Annotated in this window: 18 protein-coding genes and 2 pseudogenes; 8 read left to right on the plus strand and 12 right to left on the minus strand. The window is 63.2% G+C overall.

From position 1 onward, the window contains the following. Positions 1–52: 52 nt before the first annotated feature. The 8 genes and pseudogenes from J3S28_RS00305 to J3S28_RS00335 all read right to left on the minus strand — a co-directional run bounded on the left by J3S28_RS00305 (position 53) and on the right by J3S28_RS00335 (position 6,627). Positions 53–1,591: a flavin-containing monooxygenase gene (locus J3S28_RS00305; RefSeq protein ID WP_372435921.1), complete on the minus strand. Its 1,539-nt coding sequence runs from the start codon at positions 1,589–1,591 to the stop codon at positions 53–55. Positions 1,592–1,681: 90 nt separating this feature from the next. After that, positions 1,682–2,077 carry a hypothetical protein gene (locus tag J3S28_RS00310; RefSeq protein ID WP_237340896.1) on the minus strand — a complete coding sequence of 132 codons (396 nt, stop codon included), beginning with the start codon at positions 2,075–2,077 and terminating at the stop codon, positions 1,682–1,684. 21 nt (positions 2,078–2,098) lie between these two features. Continuing rightward, positions 2,099–2,275 (minus strand): annotated as a pseudogene (locus J3S28_RS28850) (TetR family transcriptional regulator); the annotation flags it as partial. 398 nt (positions 2,276–2,673) lie between these two features. Beyond that, the gene (locus tag J3S28_RS00315) at positions 2,674–2,952 is read right to left on the minus strand and encodes a winged helix-turn-helix transcriptional regulator (protein ID WP_207835580.1); all 279 of its coding nucleotides are present in this window, start codon (positions 2,950–2,952) and stop codon (positions 2,674–2,676) included. After that, positions 2,949–3,353, minus strand: coding sequence for a VOC family protein (locus J3S28_RS00320; RefSeq protein ID WP_207835583.1), 405 nt, complete (start codon positions 3,351–3,353; stop codon positions 2,949–2,951). The genes J3S28_RS00315 and J3S28_RS00320 overlap by 4 nt, the downstream gene beginning before the upstream one ends. Before the next feature lie 727 nt (positions 3,354–4,080). Beyond that, complete coding sequence (locus tag J3S28_RS00325) at positions 4,081–4,371, minus strand: hypothetical protein (RefSeq protein ID WP_207835590.1); 291 nt, start codon at positions 4,369–4,371, stop codon at positions 4,081–4,083. Between the two features lie 249 nt (positions 4,372–4,620). Beyond that, positions 4,621–5,424 carry an alpha/beta hydrolase gene (locus tag J3S28_RS00330; protein ID WP_207835593.1) on the minus strand — a complete coding sequence of 268 codons (804 nt, stop codon included), beginning with the start codon at positions 5,422–5,424 and terminating at the stop codon, positions 4,621–4,623. Positions 5,425–5,616: 192 nt separating this feature from the next. After that, complete coding sequence (locus J3S28_RS00335; protein WP_307796704.1) at positions 5,617–6,627, minus strand: hypothetical protein; 1,011 nt, start codon at positions 6,625–6,627, stop codon at positions 5,617–5,619. A gap of 312 nt (positions 6,628–6,939) precedes the next feature. Here J3S28_RS00335 and J3S28_RS00340 point away from each other — a divergent pair, with 312 nt between their 5' ends. Then, a complete protein-coding gene (locus J3S28_RS00340; RefSeq protein WP_207835597.1) occupies positions 6,940–7,716 on the plus strand; it encodes an alpha/beta fold hydrolase in 777 nt (258 codons plus the stop codon). On the opposite strand, the gene J3S28_RS00345 is transcribed toward J3S28_RS00340, so the two are convergent. Continuing rightward, a complete protein-coding gene (locus J3S28_RS00345; RefSeq protein WP_207835599.1) occupies positions 7,691–8,428 on the minus strand; it encodes a helix-turn-helix domain-containing protein in 738 nt (245 codons plus the stop codon). The genes J3S28_RS00340 and J3S28_RS00345 overlap by 26 nt on opposite strands. Before the next feature lie 137 nt (positions 8,429–8,565). On the opposite strand from J3S28_RS00345, the gene J3S28_RS00350 reads away from it, so the two are divergent. Continuing rightward, a complete protein-coding gene (locus tag J3S28_RS00350; RefSeq protein WP_207835601.1) occupies positions 8,566–8,811 on the plus strand; it encodes a hypothetical protein in 246 nt (81 codons plus the stop codon). A gap of 54 nt (positions 8,812–8,865) precedes the next feature. Here J3S28_RS00350 and J3S28_RS00355 read toward each other — a convergent pair whose 3' ends face one another. Then, a complete protein-coding gene (locus tag J3S28_RS00355) occupies positions 8,866–9,189 on the minus strand; it encodes a hypothetical protein (protein WP_207835603.1) in 324 nt (107 codons plus the stop codon). A gap of 348 nt (positions 9,190–9,537) precedes the next feature. Here J3S28_RS00355 and rsgA point away from each other — a divergent pair, with 348 nt between their 5' ends. The 6 genes from rsgA (at position 9,538) to J3S28_RS00385 (ending at position 15,032) form a co-directional block, all read left to right on the plus strand. Next, positions 9,538–10,620 carry a ribosome small subunit-dependent GTPase A gene (rsgA, locus tag J3S28_RS00360; protein ID WP_207835619.1) on the plus strand — a complete coding sequence of 361 codons (1,083 nt, stop codon included), beginning with the start codon at positions 9,538–9,540 and terminating at the stop codon, positions 10,618–10,620. Positions 10,621–10,792: 172 nt separating this feature from the next. Continuing rightward, positions 10,793–11,008 (plus strand): hypothetical protein, encoded by a 216-nt coding sequence (locus J3S28_RS00365; protein WP_084839588.1) that lies wholly within the window; start codon positions 10,793–10,795, stop codon positions 11,006–11,008. A 105-nt stretch (positions 11,009–11,113) separates the two neighbouring features. After that, the gene (locus tag J3S28_RS00370; protein WP_207835636.1) at positions 11,114–12,040 is read left to right on the plus strand and encodes a protein kinase family protein; all 927 of its coding nucleotides are present in this window, start codon (positions 11,114–11,116) and stop codon (positions 12,038–12,040) included. A 19-nt stretch (positions 12,041–12,059) separates the two neighbouring features. Beyond that, a complete protein-coding gene (locus J3S28_RS00375; RefSeq protein WP_207835638.1) occupies positions 12,060–13,019 on the plus strand; it encodes a hypothetical protein in 960 nt (319 codons plus the stop codon). Continuing rightward, positions 13,019–14,407: an adenylosuccinate synthetase gene (locus tag J3S28_RS00380; RefSeq protein WP_207835641.1), complete on the plus strand. Its 1,389-nt coding sequence runs from the start codon at positions 13,019–13,021 to the stop codon at positions 14,405–14,407. The genes J3S28_RS00375 and J3S28_RS00380 overlap by 1 nt, the downstream gene beginning before the upstream one ends. Next, positions 14,379–15,032 (plus strand): NUDIX hydrolase, encoded by a 654-nt coding sequence (locus J3S28_RS00385; protein ID WP_207835643.1) that lies wholly within the window; start codon positions 14,379–14,381, stop codon positions 15,030–15,032. Before J3S28_RS00380 ends, J3S28_RS00385 begins: the two co-directional genes overlap by 29 nt. Positions 15,033–15,042: 10 nt before the next feature. Here the strand turns inward: J3S28_RS00385 and J3S28_RS00390 are convergent, their stop codons facing one another. Together J3S28_RS00390 and J3S28_RS00395 are read right to left on the minus strand one after the other, a co-directional pair. Then, complete coding sequence (locus tag J3S28_RS00390; protein WP_207835660.1) at positions 15,043–16,524, minus strand: phospholipase D-like domain-containing protein; 1,482 nt, start codon at positions 16,522–16,524, stop codon at positions 15,043–15,045. 185 nt (positions 16,525–16,709) lie between these two features. Next, positions 16,710–17,488: pseudogene (locus J3S28_RS00395) on the minus strand (class I SAM-dependent methyltransferase). Between the last annotated feature and the right edge of the window lie 45 nt (positions 17,489–17,533).

Raw genomic sequence — 17,533 nt, forward strand, 5'->3', positions numbered from 1 at the left:
ACGTCCGTGCCTTCGACAGCGACTACGCGTTTCGAGGTGGCCAGCTGAACCGTCACGGCGCCACCGGGCGAGGACTGTGCTCGTTGTCGACAGGCTCGGCTGCCGGTGCGAAACGCATTTCGCTGTCTTCGAGTTTGCTGCGACGATAGAGGAGAGCGTCGCGAAACCAGTCGCCGTGAAACCTCCAGGGCGAGTGAGCAGTTTGGCGCGGAAGCAGGTGGCGGGATCGCTGGATGTAGCCCGACGTCAAATCCACGTAGGGGAGTGTCGGGGCACCGGGATCGGTCGGGATCGGGGTGCAGCTCGCGTGCCCGGACGTGTCCATGTAGGTCAGCAACCGGCACACATACGCCGCAACCAGGTCGCACTTCAGCGTCCAGGATGCGTTGGTGTAGCCGATCGCGAAGGACAAGTTGGGAACTCCGCTGAGCATCATGCCCTTGTAGGCGATGTGATCCGCCGGATCCACCGAGTTCCCGTCGACGGTGATGTGCGCCCCGCCCAGAATTTCTAGTCGCAGCCCGGTCGCGGTCACGATGATGTCGGCGGCGACGATCCCGTGATCAACCAGATCAACTCCCTCAGTGGTGAACTGGACGATCTGATCGGTGATCACAGATGCCTTCTCCGACCGGAGCGTGTCGAACAGGTCTCCGTCGGGTACGAAACACACCCGTTGTTCCCACGGTTCGTATCGCGGGCTGAAGTCGCGCTCCGCGTCGCCAGAGTCTCCGATGGCACGCGCGACCCGCTTGCGTATGGCCGAGCCAACAAGTCGTGGTGCGTGTTTCGCTGCGCGGTAGGCCAGTGTGATCGAGGCGATGTTCTTCCAGCGGATGACCGGGTCAGCGATTGCGTGGGGCAGCCATCGCATCAGCAACCGCGCCACACCGTCATCGGATGGCAGCGCCACCACATAGCTCGGTGAGCGTTGCACCATGGTCACGTGCGAGGCAGCCTTTGCCAAGGCCGGGACGAGGGTCACCGCGGTGGCACCGCTGCCGATCACCACGACATGCTGGTCGGCGTAGTCGAGGTCGGTCGGCCAGTGCTGCGGGTGCACGATGGGTCCGGTGAAATCGTCGGCGCCGGCAAAGTCGGGTAGGTAGCCGCGCTGATGGTCGTAGTAGCCGGTGCACAGGTGCAGGAACGAACAGCTCACCTCGCTGCGATGACCGGCCGTGGTGGATTCCAGCGTGACCGTCCAGCGAGCCTGAACGGAGGACCAGGTCGCCGACAGCATCCGGGTATTCGTCCTGATGAGCTCGTCGAGACCCTCGGCGTACGCGGTGCGGCGAATGTACTGCAGAATTTCCGAGCCGGGGGCGAGTGTGCGTGAACTGCGCCAGGGCCGAAACGAGTAGCCAAGTGTCTGCATGTCCGAGTCCGAGCGGATCCCCGGATACCGGAACGTATTCCACGTCCCGCCGATTTCCTCGCCCGCCTCGACGATCCTTATCGATTTGTGTGGGAGCCGTCGACGAATGAGCGCGGCCGCACCGATTCCGGCCAGCCCCGCGCCGACCACGAGCACGTCCACATGCTCCATCATCGCCTCCACCTGATACGCGATCGCGGCCACGGTACTCATGAGTACCGTTGATCAGCAAAGGTACTCGCGAGTACCGAAGTTCGCAAGTACTTTCTGTGAGAAACCCGCGATCGGGGAGTGGGGTAGGAGTTATGGGTTGAGCGCTGCGATCACCAGATGCACCGCGATCGGCGCCAGCCCGCTGAGGTCGTCATCGCCTCGTTCTATGGCGCGCACCACCATCGCATTGATGCCCGCGACAAGCATCACTGCAAGATCCGCGCTCATCGGGCGAACACCCGCACGTCGCATCGCCTCACCGCGCGAAATTCGCAGTACGAGCTCGGCGTATCTATCGACCCCTTCCTGCTGGACCGCGACGCCGGCGGGGCCGAGGCCAGCCAGATCCCGCGACCATGCGACCGTCAGCATGGGATCGACAGCAAGAAGGTCGAAGTAGGTGGTAACGGCGATGTGGACCTGCTCGCGCCATTCATCCGCTGGATCAACCGCCTCGTCGACTGCAGCAAGTCCCACCGTGGTCACGATCCGTACCAACTCGAAGAAACACGCATTCTTGTCAGAAAAGCACTTGTAAAAAGTCGACCGCGATGTCCGGGCGGTGGCGACAATGTGTGTCACCTGCGTTGCAGGAAGGCCCCGCTCGCGAATTGACTGGGCAAGACCCAACAAGAGACGTTCTCGAGGACCGTCCGTAGATGGCTCGTACGCTGCTCTGGTCACGCCGAAGCCGATTCAAGTTTGTCCACAGCTACTCTTTCGACGGCAACAGTTGACAGGCTAGCTCACACACAAGGGACTCGTAGCGTGGTCCTGGCTGTCGGCGAGCTGACCGATCGCTTGGCGTCGGAACTCGTTCCGTGACTGGTAGCGAAACCAGATGCGCCACTGGATATTGTGAGCGCAAGATTGGGTGAGACTACGGGTTCGCTCAGCAGCCACTGCCAGGTCGGCTTTGTGCTTGGTGTCGGCGGCTCGGAGCAGACCGTCGGGCGTGACGTCAGTGACCCGCGCCGACAAACAATCTCATGTAGAGCAACGTGAGCAGTCTCGTGTATCCGCCGGTGGTTGGGGTAGGGGCCGACGACTATGTCAGCGCGCGTCGCGGTTCTGCGCCTCACTTAGGTGTGCTTGCCCCAGTGCCCGAGCGCGATGATCGCCTCACGCAAGGCGAGCCCGCGATCGGTCAGCGCGTAGGCCCGGGTGTTGTGCCGGAGGGGTAGACGGGTCAGTACGCCGGCCGCTTCGAGCTCGCGTAGGCGGGTCGCGAGCATGTTCGTCGGGACTCCGAGATCGCGCTGCAGGTCGCCGTAACGCTGTGGCCCGTCGAGTAGCCGCTCCACGATGAGCAGGGCCCACCGTGCTCCGACGATGTCGAGGGCGGCGGCGAGGTCGCTCACGTGGCCGGGTCGGCGTCCGGCTTCATCCAGAAGGGTGAGTAGTGGTAGCCGTCGAGGTCATCGAACTGGCGCTGGTACATGAAGGGGTAGTCGTCGGTGTCACCGATTCGCCCGCCTGCGGCGCCCGCGCGCTCGATGAGTTCGTCCACCGCTTCGCGGCTGCCCAGGTCGAATGAGACCGTGACCTTCGAAGGGGTGTGGGGTCCGCCGACCAGCTCCTCGACGCCACCGACGCTCGCGTACATTTCGCGGCTACCGAGCATGACGTACTGCTCGGGAGCGATCGCGAAGCAAGACACGTTGTGGTCGGACATTTCGGTGTTGAGGGTCCATCCGAGGGCGGTGTAGAAGGCTGTTGCGCGCTCGACGTTCTCGACCGGGCAGGTGATGAAGAGGCTCATGCGACCCATACTTGCAAAATGCAAGTGCGACGTCAAGACATCGGCTCGCTGTCGTGCGGTGCGATTTCAAGCGTCATCCTGCACGTGGAGGGTGGACGCTCGTGGCTTCGATCGAGGTCAACTTCGTCGCCAGAGACGAAATTGAGTGCCGCACAGTATGCGGACCGACAGGTCGATGCGTACGCTCGCTTGCGTTTTATGCCCGATCCGATCGGCGACGACGATGACACCGACGACGAGCCTGATGGGCCCTCACGCGACCAGGCCAAAGTCGGAAGACTCTGCGACCTCATGCGTAAGAGCCTCCTGATGCACATTCCGAACCGGACTTACTACCTACTCCACGTACCTCTGACTGACTTCGGGCAATGGGGCGTCGGCGAAACCGGAAACAACCCTGCAGCATTCGTATGGCCAGCCGATCACGCCTGGTGTATTGCATCGGACGTCGACCAGCACTGGGCTGGAATCGGGGCAAGTACCGACACGATCATCCGAATACTTGCAACAGAAGTTAGACATCGTCGCTGCCGACCCCGATGTTGGCGGCCCCGTCTAGTACTCCAAGCAGCAAGATGTGCCCACCCGGCCCGAAGCGCCCACTCCGGGTCGACGAGGGCATCTGGCCCACGCCCTGTAACCGCCTTGGGCCCTTTGACTACTCGGACATGGCAACGCATGTGCAGCGGGACTCGCGAGGATTGTCGGTCCAACACTCCGTGCGTATCTATTGTCGCTCTTCGTGTTTGACGGGCAAGACGGGTCGCTGATGGAACCACCACAATCCGGCACCCAGCAGCGGAGTCACCCACACGACGAGTAGCCATAACGGCCGCGGCCGCGCGACGATTTCCGGCGCATTGAGGACGTTGGCTGTGGCGACCATCGAGGCAGCGACCCACGCCGTTGACGCGAGAACTGCAAGAAGCACGAACGCCACGTCGATCGCCGAAGGGCCTCCGCACAAGCCGGCGTGGGTGCACTCCGAGAGTCCAGATTCTGCCAGCATGACACCCATCCCAATACCGTACCGGCCCTGGGTAGCTGCATTCGTCCCATTCCCTTGGAAAACCCAGGCTGTCAGAAGCAATGGGCCCGCTGGTAGTGGATATTGTGTATGGCTGAAGCCCGAAAGCCTATCGATAGCAACATATTCAACACCTGTCTGGTTCAGATTATGGTTTTGAGTGGATCCGCGCCGATAAGAGCCGGGCCCGCGAAGCACGGCTCACCGCCGACGAGCGACGGGGCAAATAGGCACGTGGCGTTAGATGTGGTTGAGGTCAAGGCTCTGTAGCCAGGAGGCGATGAGTGATGCTGCCTGCTCCCAGTAAGTGTCGAGCATGATGCAGTGGCCGGATCCCGGTATGACATTTGATCGGGTGTTGTAGAAGTCGGCAGTGGCCCGTACGTCGTCGATGCTGACCATAGCGTCGTGTTCGGCTCCGACAACGAGGACCGGGGCGTCTGTAGGCGACGGCTTGTGCCGGATTGGGGCGCGTGATTGCGCCACCGCCAGGGCGCTCTCGTTCTGCAGCCTGGCGACAGTTCGGGTGATGGTCAGCTCCGGAGTGTCTGCGGTGAAGAAGAGCTGCCTGGCCAACGCTCGCGTCCCGAATAGATGTAGCTGTTGACCGGTGATCGCGGCGCGCGCCGCGGCGACCGGGTGGCGTCGAACGGTACGCAATGCTGTGGATCGGGTACCTGATGGTGAATTGGACGCCAAGAGCACCATGGCGGGCACTGGCAGGGAGTGGGCCACCCGCTGGACGATGGTTCCGCCGAGAGAATGGCCGATGAGCACTGGCCGGCGGTGAAATTTCGTCACTGTGTGGCGCACGTCGTCGGCGTAGTCATTGAGGTCGGTTCGCCACAGTGGCCGGTCGGTGTCGCTGGTGCCATGGGCTCGTAAACTCAATGCAGCGCAATCAAATCCGGCAGTGGCGAAGAAGTCCAGGAAGTGCTCCTCCCAGCACCACTGCCCCAGGCAACCGCCGTGGACAAACAGCAGCGGAGGATGATCTGTAGAGCCCATCGCTGTGCGCGTGACGACTTCGAGCGCAATAGACATCTCGAGAATGATCTAAGTCGTAGTCGGGAAGCGTTGTGGATGTGGTGGGTACCAGCAACCCGCAACCGTGACTGCGGTTGCCAGTGAAGTGCCCCAGACAATTTGGGTCCACCGCGGCGACAACTCAGATTCGCTCGAAGCGTCGGTGTGCATGCCTTCACAGTCGCACGGCACGGAGGTAACCGCCCTTGGTTACTTACGGTTGCCGGAGTCTGGTGTGGTGCCGAATGGCGTATGGGTTCGACGGTCTGCGCGTTGACGTTGTCGTGCGCCGTACGCTGCTGCTGTGACGGCGTCGTCGTCTTCCATCCCCGATCCCAAGGCGCCGCCCAGGGTGGATACCGCAGCCACCAGCCACGTCATTGTCGCCAGGGTTGCAAAGTCAAAGGGCTGTCCGGTGTTGTCGGTGACCATCTGTGGCGGCAGGGTCCACCATGCGGTGAACAGCAGTAGTAGGTAGACCCCGGCGTGAAAAACGATGACCCCGATGGTGAGGGTGAGGACGGTGGATGCGTTGTAGAGGACGGCGCGTTCCCGGTCACTAGCGCCGTGGGGGCGTTCCCACAACTTGTGTTCGATGATGAGCCAAGCGATCAGCGCCACGCTGGCCAAAACCGTTACCGCCGTCAGGCGCCAAGGACCCATCGTTGTCGAGAGCTGCCACATGGTCGGGTAGGCCAGACTCACCGCTCCGGTGGCAAAAGCAGCCATCATCACTTTCGACATCCCGGTGACGACATTCCAGGGCCGGTTCGCATACACCATTCCGCCGAGTAGTCGCAGCCTCGAAAGAGCTGAGGGTGCAAGATACCGAACCCTACTGCCGTCCTCGGACCGTGTCAGTCGGCCCTCGGGGTGGTTGTCCTGACTCGAGGGGTGGACGACTTCGGCCACTGCGGCCTGGGTCAAGGCTCGTACGCGGCGGTCAACGGCGATGCCACCGAGGCCGGGTACCGATATGACTGCGAATCGGTCGGGCACGCTGATGTCTGCGATGACTGGTGTCGTGCCGTCGTCACGTCGCGGTAAGTCCGTGAGGTAGAGGACCATGTCCTCCGTGCGACTTGCCGGGTCGATGAGGTCGACAATCTCATCCATGGACGCATCATCGTCCAACGGGTACGCATCGCTGTGCACAGTTACGTCCCACTGGACGCCATCCGAGCCTGCCTCATCGGACTCGTTACGCAAGGCGTCGGCCACGTGTTCGGCGATACCGGCTGGTGCGCCAGTATCGGTGACAAACAATAGTGTCTGTACTTCCCCCGTTGACATAAACGCGTGAATACCCGCTCTGCCTCGACTCAAACCTCCCGCCTCCGCTCAAACCTTGCGCATCGTCCCGAAGCCACTGCAACATGTTCTGCGACCGGCAAAAGTACCTAGGATAACGAAATACTCTGGAACGAAGGTCGTTTCGACTCTGGGTACCAGGGCCCAGCCCCGCCAGCCTTGGTGCCCCAAGGTCTGGCGGTACGTGCAGCTGCCCGGAGCCGGTCTCGTATGTTTACTGCTATGCCTTCTATAGACGCGCTGGGTCGATCGATCCATTACCTCGACGAGGGAAGCGGTCCTGCTGTCCTCTTCGCGCACGGATTCTTCATGGACGCAACAATGTTCGCGCCGCAGATGACCGCATTTCGAGATACCCACAGAGTGATCAGCTGGGACCTGCGCGGGCACGGTGAGTCGGCCGCGGATCGTGCCCCGTTCACGTACTGGGATCAGGCGGCGGACGGGTTCGCCCTGATGGATGCGCTCGATATCGACTCGGCAGACGTCGTCGGGATGTCGCAGGGCGGCTACGTCGCGCTGCGGATGGCGCTGGCCGAACCATCGCGAGTAAACCGTCTTGGTCTCATCGACACCCAAGCGGTGGCCGCTTCGGCCGAAGAGAAGGCGGGCTACGGGGCGTTGTTCGAGCAGTGGCTCGCGCACGGTCCGACCGACGAACTGGCGCTGCCCTTGGCGCAGCAGATCGTGGGTGAGCCCGAGCTCGTTCAGGAGTGGGTCGGGCGCTGGCGGCGGCGCGACCCAGAGCTGATCAGGTATGCCGCCGACTGCATCCTGAACCGCGACGACATCACCGCTCGCCTCGGCGACATCACGTGTCCCGCCGCCATCATCCACGGGTCGGCGGATCAGGCAATCCCGGTGTCCGAAGCCGAGCGCCTGCACACTGACATTTCTGGCGAATCGACGTTGACCATCATCGATGGAGCCCCGCATGCGGCGAGTCTGACGCATCCTGTCGAAGCGAATACCGCTATTGCCGAGCTGCTTTCCCGGTGATGCCGAGGTACAGCTGCAGGTGGAGTCGGGTGGGGTCGGGCCACACTTGAGCGGTCAACGTCAGGTCGACGTCATGGTCGAGGTCTCGGACCAGCATCTGAGACGACTGGCGCCCCTCGAAGACCTCCTGGTCGCTCCAGAACGCGCGGAACTGTTCGCTGACGAAACACTGCGCCAGCACCTCGTCGTATTCCCCGGGATACATGACCATGAGATGGCGCAGCCAGCCGATCGTCAGCCGTGCTTCGGCCTCCCATTCGAGCATGATGCGATGGGAGTCGGGTACGAGAAAGAACCAACAGAGGACGTTTCCCACTGTCTCGAGCCCGCGGTAGATCCGGTAGTAGTCGGTATTGGCATGCAGAACATTCCATTTCGAGTCGAGTATCGCCGCCAGATGCGGTGACAGCATGTCGACGTAGTCGATGTCGTCCTGGGTGATGCCGCCTGGCGGGATCTTGGGCGTTGCCGGCGAGAGCCCAGCAAGTCTGTAGAGGTGTCGAGTGTCTGTCGGGTTCAGTTGCAGTGCCTGGGACAGCTGATCCAAAACGTCCTTCGAAGGACGCTTCTGTTGCCCCTGTTCGATATGCGAGACATAAGTGTTGCTATAGCCGGTGATACGCGCGAGGTCGGACTGTGTGAGAGAAAGGGCCCGCCGGCGTTGGGCGACAAAGGTTCCCAATTGCGGGAGGTCTGTATTCTCGCGGCCCAACAGACTGCCCCACCTATCACTTTGAGTGATACCACTGATAATGGTATCGCGAGATCGTTGACGGACGGTTTACTGACTACCACACTCGAGACCAGGGGAAGCAAGAAGAGGTTGAACCGTCATTACTGAATCTGGCGATGACAAAGGGGGATCCGTCGATGGGGGTCAAGGCAGACTGGGCCGTCGGTTATCCGGACGGGGGCATCGTCGAGTTCGGCTGCAACGAAGCCGCCGCAAAAGCCACGTTTGACATGCAGCGCTCGGCAACCTGGACAACGACGGGGGAGTCCGTCCGCCCACGCTTACTCGCCAGGACAGATCGCCGCGGTCCGTACCGAGAGGTCGAGTACGACGCCGCATTGGCGCGAAGCGCGCAGTCTTAGACGAGCGCCATTCGTCCAGAAGCTCTATCCGCGTCCCGCCGACGACGTCAAGTCTTACGAACCATTGTCGTGGCCGCGTGCGGACTCCGGGCGGGGATACGCGCTGCGGTATTGAGACCGACGCAACCGCGCCATCCGGCTGGCCAAGTCCGGATCGTCGGTCTCATGCCGGTTCGAGATGATGACTGCGACGGTGATGGACGCGAAGACAACGGCGACCACCACTCCGATGACTGCACCCAGCGCAGAACCGCCCGCCCAGAAGAAGAGAGCAAGCGCTACGCCCGCGAAGGTCGCCAGACCGCTCAGGAAGCCCACCCATCCCTTGGCTCGCAGGCGGATGATTCTGCGGCGCCGTCCGATAGCGTCTCCCGGCATGTGATGTCCCTTCGATTGCGGATCGAGCGCGTCCGCCAGACCAGCTAGGCCGAACGCACGTCCTGAATGCAGCCTTGCCGGGCTGTCGAGAGTTGAATACCCATCGCCGGAACGGTTAAACGATCGACAACGTGACGCTAGGTCCATGTCGATGCGTCGCTCGACATCTGCGTGGCGGGACAGAGCGAAAAATGCCTCGCGCTCTCGTTACGGCGACTGTTAGCGTGGCGCTCCGCCCTATAGACCGACCTGAGCAAGGAATGAACACATGACCGCGATGACTGCCGCCACGGACGCCCTGCGTCCACATCCGCGTCAACTATTCAGTCAGCTCACAAAGGTCTCATCATGTCTTCATCTTCGAGAGAATTCGCTTCTGCTCACCTGATCGACCACGGTTGGAATGATCGGGTGGCGCACATGTTCGCGCCCTTGACCGGCGCAAGCAGGGTTCCAGGGCGCGTTGTCTGCGTCTACCGAGGTCACTGCGACGTCGCTACCCCGGCCGGCACCGTTCGCGCGAGCACCCGGCCTCTGACCGGTGCCGATCCGATGTCGGCGGTGTGCACCGGTGACTGGGCGGTGGTCGAAACACCTCCTTCCCCGAGGTTGGTCGCGCTGCTGCCCCGCAGTAGTGCCCTCGTCCGTTCCACCGCGGATCGGACTTCCCGGCAACAGGTGCTGGCTGCCAACGTGGACACCGTCGTCATCACGGTGTCGGCCGCGACACCTGCCAGAAGGGCTCGGATCGAACGCCTGCTCGCCGTGGCCTGGGACAGCGGCGCCACGCCTGTCGTCGCGGTGACCAAAGCCGACCTGTGCGAGGACGTGCTGGCATTCTCGGCTGACGTTTCGGCCGCAGCGGTGGGCGTTGATGTCGTCGTCACGAGCGCGACCACGACGGAGGGGCTCGATGCCCTGACATCGACGCTCGACGGCACTGCTGTGCTGATCGGACCGTCCGGCGCAGGCAAGTCGACGCTCGCGAACGCTTTGCTGGGTGAGGACGCGCTCGCCACGGGGCCAGTACGTTCCGCGGACGGCAAGGGGAGGCACACGACCGTGCATCGTGAGCTGCGTCCGATGCCCGGAGGCGGGGTGCTCATCGACACCCCTGGGCTGAGGGCGTTGGGTGTCGCGGATGTCGGCGCCGCGCTCGAGAACGTTTTCCGCGATATCGACCAACTCGCGAGGCAATGTGGTTTTCGCGATTGCACTCATCGCACGGAACCAGGTTGCGCGGTCGGTGATGCAGTCGCTGCTGGGCGGCTCGCTGCGGATCGGCTGGAGCGCTACTGCAAAATGAAACGGGAAAGCGACTGGGAGGCATCGCGTTCAGACCTCCGGGCGAGCAAGGAACGCAAGCGCCGTGACAAGGCGATCGCCAGGGACCAGCGGGCCATGTACCGGTTCCGCGACCGACACCGCTGACCCTGAAAACCGGCACATAGCGGCGCTCCGAGGGGAATGCTCCCTCGGAGCCCACCTATACGTCGGTTTTCAGGGCGAAACATTCCTGTGGTCACCCGGGAACTTTCTGCTCTGCGGGGTGCTCTTACCTACAACAACCGAGAACGACCACCACCGAGCAAAGGAACACATCATGAGCGTCGAAAACTACGACACCAACGCAGACGGCTACATCGACACCGTCCTGACCGACACCAACGGTGACGGCTGGGCCGACGTCGAAGAGTACGACACGAACTTCGACGGCTGGACCGACACCGTCATGACCGACGTCGACTACGACGGCTGGAGCGACGTCACCGAATACGACACCGACTACGACGGCTACTTCGACACCGTCGCCGCCTGAGCCATCTCCGCCCCTGACGCCCACTGATCGCCCTGGCGATCGGTGGGCGTTGTGGTGCGTGGGGACCACTTGCCAGATCCTAATTACTCATTTAGAGTAAAAGGCATGAACACATGGCAAGCGGCGGAGGCGGTGGATCTGATCACCGCGGCCCGCAGTGCATTTGACGTCTTCGGGCCAGATTCTTCGACACCGGCAGGCAAGCGCGCCGGCCGACGGCTTCACCGCGCACTGATTGCTGCTGTACATCCAGACCGCGCAGTGGCCGCAGGCCTCGACCGTGCAGTCGCCGCCCAAGCGACCGCGGACCTGAATCGGCTCTACGACGCATGGGTGACAGTCGGCTCCAACGTTCAAGGCCCACATGTTGTCGGCCCTCGGAACGTCTTCGCGTTGAGGGAGCGCCTATGGGCCACACCTGCGACTGTCGCTTACGGCACCGAGGATCCGCTGGTACGTGTCGAGATCACGAGGGGCGCCGGGGTCAGCGCCCAGCCGCTCGGGTTCTTACGCGACGCGCTTGCGGCCCAACGGATGGATGCGTTCGTGCCCGAGGTTCTCGAGTCGGCGATCACCGACGGCCATCAGTGGATGGCCTACCGGTTACCGGCAGGCATGCGATCCCTGCGTGACGTGCACGCCGCCTACCCCGCAGGCCTCGACGGACGCGACTGGGCCTGGATGGCCCGCCGCATTCTGATGACTTTGGCTGCGGCCAATCGCACCCACGGTGCTCTGACGCTCGACACGGTGCTGATTCATCCCGACGAACATGGCGTGATGCTGACCGGATGGGGGCCGGCGGGTCGTGGCTGCCACCTCGACGGGGCCGCAGTTGCTGACCTGTTCGCGATCATGCTGAATATTAAAGCTGCCCAGCAGGTCTCGTTCGCGAGGGCGTCCGAGCGGATCTCGCCGTCGAGGCAACTGCACGAATACGACCTGCTCTTGCAACGGCTATACGGAGAACGTCGATTCCGGCGTTTCACGCTCGCCGACCAGACCACAGCGACATCCACCGGGATGCGCTGAACGATAAAGGAGTATCACCATGGGTGGAGGATATTGGGACACCAGCGCCTACCAGGCGGCCGCAGCGTCGCGCCGGACCGCCGGGGTCGACGACTTCGGTTACTCGGCGACCATGCGGAATGTCCCCCGTAACAAGCGCAAAGCCGCGCCGGCCCTCGACGTGTTCGGAGCCCGAACCCGCGAGGCCCGCGATTCGGACGAGCACCCGAACTCGACCCCGATCGTCGTGCTGTTCGACGTCACCGGATCGATGGGACGCGTACCGATCACCGTGCAGCGGCGCCTTGCCGACCTGCTCGGGATGCTCACCAGGGGCGGATATGTCCAAGACCCGCAGATCATGATCGGCGCGATCGGTGACGACCAATTCGATTCTGTGCCATTGCAAATGGGACAGTTCGAATCCGACAACAGGATCGACGAGCAACTTCGCGACATCTACCTCGAGGGTGGCGGCGGGGGTGACAAGCGAGAAGGTTACGCGCTTGCCGCGTACTTCCTGAACACCCGTGCACAGACCGATGCCTGGGACAAACGCGGCAAGAAAGGATACGTCTTCATCATCGGTGATGAGATGAACAAGCAGATCCTGTTCGCGGAGTCGGTGCGCCGCTTCATCGGCGACGATTCCACCGAGAACATCGACGTCGAGCAGGTGTATCGCAGGCTGCAGGAGAGGTGGAATGTCTACTACGTCTTGCCGAACCTGACCAGCTACTACAACGATCCGGAGGTAGAAGCTCACTGGCAGGCCCTTGTCGGCGAGCGGTTTCTCAAGCTCGACAACCCGGACGGAGTTGCCGATCTGATCGCATTGACCATCGGCATCGTCGAGGACGCGATCTCACTCGAGGAGGGATTGGCGGATCTGCAGAGAGCAGGGGCGCCCACGGCCCCGGCCGTCGGCACCGCGCTTGCCCGGATACGCACCGGCACAGCCGTTGTCACCGACGGTGGCCGACTGCCGGCGGATCTGTGATGGACGCAGCAGCGGACGCTCCCGCCGGGGAAGGTCTTCTTCCCGGGCGGGCCGCCGGCGCACCGATCATCGTCGTCGGACTCGGTTACGGCGATGAGGCCAAGGGGGCAACGGTGGACTACCTGGCGTCGCAGATCCCTGACACCGCCGCGGTGGTGCGCTGGTCCGGTGGAGCCCAGGCCGCACACAATGTGTGGCACGGCCCGCGCCACCACACATTCCGGCAGTTCGGCTCGGCGTCGCTGCTGGACGTCCGGACGATCCTACGGGCCCCGATGATGGTGAACCCGCTCAACCTTGCTATCGAGGCGAGCGAACTCGAAGCGCTCGGAATTGTTGACTCACTCGGTTTGATCACGGCCGACGCCCGCGCCTTGGTGACCACGCCCATACATGTCGCGATGAATCGAGCACGAGAGATCCTGCGTGGCAACGCACGTCACGGATCGACAGGGGAAGGTATCGGTGAGACCACGGCGTACGCGCTCGCAGTGGCAGGGCGGGCTCGTGCCGGTTCGATGATCGGCAACTTCGAGGTTCTTGTCGATGCTCCCGGGGGACCGGCACCGACGCTGGCCACCCTGCGAGACCGCGCTGGCACCATCCGGGCACTCGACGCACTGGCCGAGTATGCGGCGCCGCTGTTGGCTTCCGCCGGTGAGGGTGCACCGCACGAGTCGATCGAGACCATCGCCGACGCACTGTGCAGCATCGCCGACCAGATCCGCATCATCGACGACGTCGACACCGAGATCGCGGCCGCGATGGCAACGGGAACCGTACTTTTCGAAGGAAGCCAGGGCGTCCTGCTGGACGAATGGAATGGGTTCCATCCGTTCACGACCTGGTCGACGGTCGTACCCGCCGATCTCATCGAATGGATCTCGCGGACCGGTCACAATCCCTACGTGTTGGGGTTGACCCGCTGCTACGCCACCCGTCACGGCGCAGGGCCGATGCCGACCGAGGATGCGAACCTCCAGTTGCCCGACGTCCACAATCGCGAGGGGCGCTACCAGGGAGCCTGGCGAATCGGTCATCTCGACCTTCCTGCCCTGCGCTACGCCGCTGCGATCACCGGCCAGATCGACGGTGTGGCGGTCTCACACCTCGATGTGCTGGGGACCGCTGACCTGCAGGTGGCCGATGCCTGGCGCGGTGATCCGCAACCGCTGACGCCGTTGCATACAGCAGACACTGCAGTGCTTGAAGAGCTGACCGCACTCGCCTCCGAGGCCCGGCCCGACTACCGTCCACTACCGGTGGGTGTCGACGCTGTCACCGACCTGATCGCGGGAGCAACGGGGGCTCCTGTGGTCGTCACCGCCGCAGGTCCACGTCGTACCGACAGGAGCTTCATTGTCCAACGCCCCTCTCTCAGGGCCTGATAGCAGCTACCTGAGCATCGTCTGCGTCGACGTGGTCGCACTCACCTACGACCGCAGCGCTCGGCGGGTGCTGATCGGGACACATCGTCGGGAGATCGCTCCCTTCCGCGGCAGGCAGGCGCTCCCCGGAGTCGTGGTGCACAGCGGTGAACGACTTCGAGACGCCGCAGGCCGGGCGCTGATCAAACTCGGGATCACCGCGCCGCCGCCTGCGCTCGGACAGCTGCGTACGTTCGACGAGCCGTCCCGTGACCCGCGGGGTCCGTCGCTCTCGATCGCGATGTGGGCGGCGTTGCCCGATCACACTGTGTTGCCGCAGCAGCCGGCGTTGTGGGCGCCGATCGACGCGGCACCCGCGTTGGTGTTCGACCACAACGAGATGGTCAGCGACGCGCGCGCAATTCTTGCGGAAAAGCTCTGGCGCGATATCGAATTCACCCGCAATCTCACCGGAGTCGAGTTCACCGCAACCGATGCGGTCGCGATCACCGAACAACTCAGCGGAAAACCACCGCATCGCGCAAATCTCAACCGGGATCTCGCACACCTGGTCGACCTGGTGGAAGCGGGCACCGCACCCGGGACCGGTGGAAGGCCGCCGAAGCTGTGGAGGTGGGAGGCCTGACGGCCTGACCTCAGATGTGTGCGACCTGCCGCCGCGCTGACCGTCGGTTGACGATTACCCGGTAGGTCCGCTGCAGGATGGTGGTGCGGGCGGTCTCGGGATCCATGAAATCGTTCTCGGCCAGCGGGCTGTCCTCGCCGTCGATGACGTCGTGGTCGAACTCCACGAGCGTCTTTCCCTCGCCGCAATGCAATTCGACTGCAGCGATGAGCGAGGACGTCTTGTCGAGGGTGCGCTGGAACTCGTCGGGAGCGATGTCCAGGTGCTCGCCGAGCAACCGGTTGCGTACGCCTCTGATGGCGGATCGCTGGTCGTCGCCGTTCACCGTTCCGGGTCGTACCTCGACTGCGAGATCGCATTCACTGTCGAAGCCGAGCGACCGGTTGTTGAGATTCGAAGAACCCACACGCAACAACTCGTCGTCCATGACCAGGATCTTCGCGTGGACGTAGATGGGTTCGCCGCTCTTCGTGACGGGATGGTATGCGCTGAAGCGGTTTTCGGTGTCGGCCTGCCACAGCATCTTCAGCAGGGTGTGGCGGGCACCATCCATCGTCGCCTGCTCGAGCCAGCCATCGGCATGCCGCGGGAGGACCAAAACGATCTCGGGCCCCTGCGGTTCCCGCAGCCTCCCTGCGATGGCTTCGGCGAGCGTTCTCGATGCGAGATACTGGCTTTCGATGTAGAGGTACTTCTTCGCGCCGGCGATGGCCGCCAGGTACAGCGCCTCGACTTCTCGAACTTCTTCGCGCCCTGGGATTGTGGGCAGTGTTCTGGCGATCGCCACATCCACGGACCGCATCGTCGGCTCGAGCTCTCGCGGCCAGTGGTCCGCCAGGCCCTCGGTGATCGGTTCGAGCACCTGCCCGGTGGCCGCCTTCCACCGATCGCGCGCCATTTCTCCCACCGCTCGTGCGGCCGCGCCGTCGACCGCGGTGGTGGCATCGTGCCACGGTCCGTAAGACCGGCCGTTGGGTTTCGTACGGTAACCGTTTCGGTCGTTGTGGTCGGATGTGTCCCACCGGTCGACGGTCATGTCGATGCCACCGCAGAAGGCGATCTGATCGTCGATGACCAGGATCTTCTGATGGTGCGCAGCGCCGACAGGGTGCGCGGTGTCGATTTCGAAATGTAGTTTGCGGTCGGTCAGCCAGTTCTCCACGAAGATCGGCGCCATGCCGCGAGTGACCGCGGCGAACGCGCCGAGGCTCCACTTGAGCAGGTGGATCTCGAGATCCGGGTTCTGTTCCGGCAGCCACTTGAGGAAGTTTCCGAGCCGATTGGGTCCATCGAGGGTCTTATCGGCCGGCTCGAGTTTGATCCTGGTGTCGAAATCCCAGCCGATCAGGATGATTCTGCGGCGTGCCTGCAGCATTGCGGCCTTGGCGTGCCGGAAGTAGTCAGCGGCGTCGACGATCACGGTCAGGCGGTCGGCTTCGGCGATCTGCCAACAGGTGTCGCCGGGCACCAGCACGGCTCGTTCATCGCTCACGGGTCACTCGATTTCCTTCGGCGCGGCTGATTCGGTCGATATCTGACAGTCGCGCATCACAACAAGATGGGTCACCCGGTACTCCGTGTGCCACATACAGAGTAGAGAGGGTGCGATGCCGCGACCAGATGGGCGTCGGGATTCGACCCGATCGGCCCTGTGGTCGCGCTGCGCTGCGGTTCCTCTCAGCGGTCGGCGAGGGTGAGCGACGCGCGCATCTGACTGAACCGGAACAGTGCCGGTTCGCCGACCTGATCCTGGTAACGCTCGATGACGTCGTCGACAAACGATCCGACGTCAGTTCCTGGGAGGCGGTTGGTCCAGTCCGTGGCGCCGACGGCAAACCACTGCGAAAAGGCCTCGATAGAGTCGAACTGCCACTGCAGATTCTGGACCTCCAGAGCGGAGACCGCGAACCCCGCCGTTGCTGCGAACTCCCGGAAACGGTCGGGTTCGACGTGAAGTACGGCGGGTCGTAGTCGGAGAAATGCTCGCGCCAGCGCGGACCCGTCGCCACGTCCGTCGCGACGTCTTCGATACTGCGCTGGTCGGTGGCGCAGACCATCTGGATGACCGCCCGGCCGCCGTTGTCGAGACCACGGGCGATCCCCTGCAGTGCAGCCGTCTGATCGCGCACCCAGTGCAGCGCGTTGAAGGACACCGCGATGTCGAAGTCGTGGTCGAACGGGAGCGCCAGGGCGTCGTCGACGTGGAATTGCACCCGGAGTTGTTCGGCAGGCACCCGGGTCAGGGCTTTGTCGATCATGCGTCGGGACGCGTCGACCCCCACCACGGACCCCTCCGGCAATCGCTCCGCCAACTGCATGGTGATGAACCCGTCACCGCATCCGACGTCGAGGAGGCGCTCATCGCCGGCCAGTTCGAGGCCACGAATGGAGACCTCGGCAACCATGCGCTGCAAGGCGCTGACGTCGGAGTATCGATCGCCATCCCAGTCGACCACGCGGTCCTCCTTCACAAGCCCCCGTTGTGTGGACAATTGTGCCGC

This window comes from Williamsia soli (assembly GCF_017377795.1).
GTDB lineage: Bacteria > Actinomycetota > Actinomycetes > Mycobacteriales > Mycobacteriaceae > Williamsia > Williamsia soli.

Excerpts from the sequence above, each read along its gene's own strand:
- J3S28_RS00305 (WP_372435921.1), bottom strand. The coding sequence starts at position 1,591 with ATGAGTACCGTGGCCGCGATCGCGTATCAGGTGGAGGCGATGATGGAG.
- J3S28_RS00320 (WP_207835583.1), bottom strand. The coding sequence starts at position 3,353 with ATGAGCCTCTTCATCACCTGCCCGGTCGAGAACGTCGAGCGCGCAACA.
- J3S28_RS00325 (WP_207835590.1), bottom strand. The coding sequence starts at position 4,371 with ATGGGTGTCATGCTGGCAGAATCTGGACTCTCGGAGTGCACCCACGCC.
- J3S28_RS00330 (WP_207835593.1), bottom strand. The coding sequence starts at position 5,424 with ATGTCTATTGCGCTCGAAGTCGTCACGCGCACAGCGATGGGCTCTACA.
- J3S28_RS00340 (WP_207835597.1), top strand. The coding sequence starts at position 6,940 with ATGCCTTCTATAGACGCGCTGGGTCGATCGATCCATTACCTCGACGAG.
- J3S28_RS00350 (WP_207835601.1), top strand. The coding sequence starts at position 8,566 with ATGACAAAGGGGGATCCGTCGATGGGGGTCAAGGCAGACTGGGCCGTC.
- J3S28_RS00355 (WP_207835603.1), bottom strand. The coding sequence starts at position 9,189 with ATGCCGGGAGACGCTATCGGACGGCGCCGCAGAATCATCCGCCTGCGA.
- rsgA (WP_207835619.1), top strand. The coding sequence starts at position 9,538 with ATGTCTTCATCTTCGAGAGAATTCGCTTCTGCTCACCTGATCGACCAC.
- J3S28_RS00365 (WP_084839588.1), top strand. The coding sequence starts at position 10,793 with ATGAGCGTCGAAAACTACGACACCAACGCAGACGGCTACATCGACACC.
- J3S28_RS00370 (WP_207835636.1), top strand. The coding sequence starts at position 11,114 with ATGAACACATGGCAAGCGGCGGAGGCGGTGGATCTGATCACCGCGGCC.
- J3S28_RS00375 (WP_207835638.1), top strand. The coding sequence starts at position 12,060 with ATGGGTGGAGGATATTGGGACACCAGCGCCTACCAGGCGGCCGCAGCG.
- J3S28_RS00380 (WP_207835641.1), top strand. The coding sequence starts at position 13,019 with ATGGACGCAGCAGCGGACGCTCCCGCCGGGGAAGGTCTTCTTCCCGGG.